At 60.4% G+C, this 2910-nt stretch carries 2 protein-coding genes and 1 pseudogene; all 3 read left to right on the forward strand.

What is annotated here, in order from left to right; genetic code table 11:
• On the forward strand, window positions 1-1312 hold a 1312-nt coding region (locus tag HV711_RS33065), incomplete at its 5' end, for a KPHS_23130 family T6SS system protein (protein WP_217468979.1).
• 89 nt (window positions 1313-1401) lie between these two features.
• Entirely contained in the window at window positions 1402-1692 is a 291-nt protein-coding gene (locus HV711_RS33070) for a PAAR domain-containing protein (protein ID WP_035486181.1), read from the forward strand.
• A gap of 108 nt (window positions 1693-1800) precedes the next feature.
• Window positions 1801-2910 (forward strand): annotated as a pseudogene (locus HV711_RS33075) (ImcF-related family protein); the annotation flags it as partial.

A 2910-nucleotide genomic window follows, 5' to 3' on the forward strand; every position in this document is an offset into this window, starting at 1 on the left:
CGGTTCTCCTTGGTTCCCTGTTCGGGAGGTTGGTCCTGGAAACCCGATTCTCTCGGATTCCACTGGCGAACCGCCGCCTTCAACCTTCAACTACGCCTGGGACATTGCCGAGACCCCGCCATCGCGACTTTTGTGGACGATCGTTTTTTTGCTGATCGTGATTGTCAGTGTTTTCGCGGTCCTACTTCTCTGGCCAAAAGAGGAGCCGACCCAGACACCCTGGTTCTGGACCTGCGTAACGGTTTATCCGTTCGGACTCGCCGCGTTTGTTGTCTTGCGTCGGTATAGCGTTTTTGAAGGGAGTCGGCTGGATGCAATTGCATGGAACAGGGCTCGCGAAGATCATATGGACCAAGTCTTCGACGGGGCAAGTCGACCGCTCGCCGTCCTTGCTGCCACCTGCAGGTTTTCTAGCGAGGCGAAGGATGACGACTTCGGCGAGCTGATGCATGGGTCTGTCAAGCTCGAACCGCAAACGTCCCCGAAGCCGGATGCGCCTCCGATAAATGCGCGCTGGTTCGAGAAACCCGATGCCGACGAGAGCGGGATTCGCTTCAAGCGCGATGATGAGCGTCGGCCTTATGTCGTGGCGTGGGCGTTCAGTGTGGTGACCGATAGCATTGCTGATGCAATACGTTCGCTGCCGGCGGAGTCGCGGCTGACGGTCGAGTTGGTGCTGCCGGGAATTGCGAAGACCGACGAGGTGCTGGCTATCTGGAACAGGCAATGGGCGACGTTGGATTTCCGACCAGCGCAAGTCCGCGTCGTGGCTGAGAATCCCGATCTGATGTATGTCGACGCATGGCTTGATAGGATCAACCAGAAGCGCGACGACGAGGTGCGACTTGTCGTTGGGGTGCGGTTGAACGCAATTCATCAAGCTCTTACTCCCGAAGGGAGCGCAGAGGCGCTTGTTGCAATTCTCCTCGCGCCGGAAGCAGTAGCAAGGACGTGCAAACTTGCGCCATTAGCCATGCTGCACCGGCCGAACGGGACAGAGGACTGCGCCATTGACGACGCCCTCGCACGCGCTCTGCAATGGGGGCGCGCTGAAGCAGTTGGGGTCAAACGCATCTGGCAAGGCGGACTTGATGTCTCTGAGGCCAATGCGGCAACCAAAGCTCTGGTCAAGGCCGGGATCGGCGCGAAGGTTGCGAATATCGATTATATGGTCGGTCATGCTGGAGCGGTCGCGCCGTGGCTGGTTGTGGCATATGCGGCCTGTGCTGCTGTTCGGGACGAAGCGCCGCAGATCGTCGTGACAACGGACAAGGCCGGAGTCTGCTTTGCGGTCCTGCGGAACATTAGCTGACGACAAAGCGTGCATGAGTATCGAGATGTGCCACTCCAGTGGGGATGGTACTCGACGTCCGATTTGCGATATCAATAGGAAATCTGGTCATGGTAAGGCGGTACGACATTCTGAAAGGCGACCGAACGACGTCGGACGGTACGGTGATGGGCGGCGATTCAAACGACAGGATCGGCGATCGCGAGCAGGCATACGAACAGGATCAGGTCTGGTGTCCGGCATGTCAGTCGATCGGACGCATCGTGTGTGACGGTCCGCGCATGTCGATGAAGGGACCCGACGGTAGGGAAGGCGCGCTTAGCGACGATCTATGCGTGTGCAAGTGCGATTCACCACCTCGCCTGCTTCCGTCCCAGCACTCATCTTTTGTGGATATGTAAGCGAAACGCGGGATGCCGGTGCCATGCACACGGCGGCTACATAGTTTTCAACTCAGGGAATGCGCGGCAGCGCCCGCTTCTGGCAACCCGTCTCAACTTTGGTCAAGTATGCTGCGCAAGTTTCGGATCGACATTCTGAGCATCGTCATAGCGGTCGTTCTGCCTGGACTGCTGATCTGGTTGAAGGGCGACTCGTGGATGAGCCTGCATTCTCCCGAAAAGCGGGCCGAATGGATCGTCGCGCTCTGTATCGGATTTGTCTTGCTGTATCTGTGGCTCAGCTTCGATGCGTCGTCCCGCCCGGCGGTCGCAGCGCGGCGCATCCGGTACTGGCTCGAAAAGCAGTTCAATTCGTCGAGCGAGCAAAACGGTGACACAGGTCCGGCTGGAAAATCACGTGCAGCCAGGTTGCGCAACAATCTCCGCGACCGCCACGGCTATCGCTGGCGCTATCGCGAGCGGTGGGTGCTCATCGCCGGCGACGTACCGCTGGTGAAGCGGCTGGCGCCGCGCCTCGTCGAGGCGGGGTATCTGATCAGGAGCGGCACGGTCCTGCTGTACGCGCAGCAAACCCGCGACACGCTCGAAACTGAATGGCTCGACCAGATCCGCCGACTTCGCCGCCGCCCCGTCGACGCGATCGTGGCGGTGACTCTTAACCGGAGTTCTGCCACTTCGGCATTCGACACCGACGACCTCGCCCAACAGCTCGCCCGCCATGCCCGCGCGCTGCGCTGGGCCGCGCCCGCATATCTGCTCAACGCCACCAATTTCGACAGCGAAACGTCGAGCCCCGACGAGGCCATTGGCTTTGCGTGGTCCAATTCACGCATAACCGCGGAAGGAATCGACGCGTCGCTGCAAGACCTCGCGTGTAACCTCGCGGATGCCGGTGTTGTGCGCCTGACGAAGGATGCAGATGACCGCTATCCCGCCGAGCTGTCGCAACATATCTCGAAGCTTCGTAGCGCGCTATCTGAGCTCGTGTTGCAAACTGCCCAGTCGCGTGTCTGGCGCCAGGCTGTCCACGGGCTTCTCTTTGCACCGCTGTCCAGGGAACAGGAGCTGGCACCGCCGCTACCCGGCAGTACGAGCGGGGACGTGCAGCCCCCCGGCCAGCGCCAACGAGCGATCTGGCAAACCATCGCCGACCACAGCCGCCAGCTCCACGGCCGCCGCATTGGTTTCCCGCTGTCGACGACAGCCGGATGGATAACC

The sequence above is a fragment of the Paraburkholderia phenoliruptrix genome (assembly GCF_902859825.1).
GTDB lineage: Bacteria > Pseudomonadota > Gammaproteobacteria > Burkholderiales > Burkholderiaceae > Paraburkholderia > Paraburkholderia phenoliruptrix.

Excerpts from the sequence above, each read along its gene's own strand:
- HV711_RS33070 (WP_035486181.1), top strand. The coding sequence starts at position 1,402 with ATGGTAAGGCGGTACGACATTCTGAAAGGCGACCGAACGACGTCGGAC.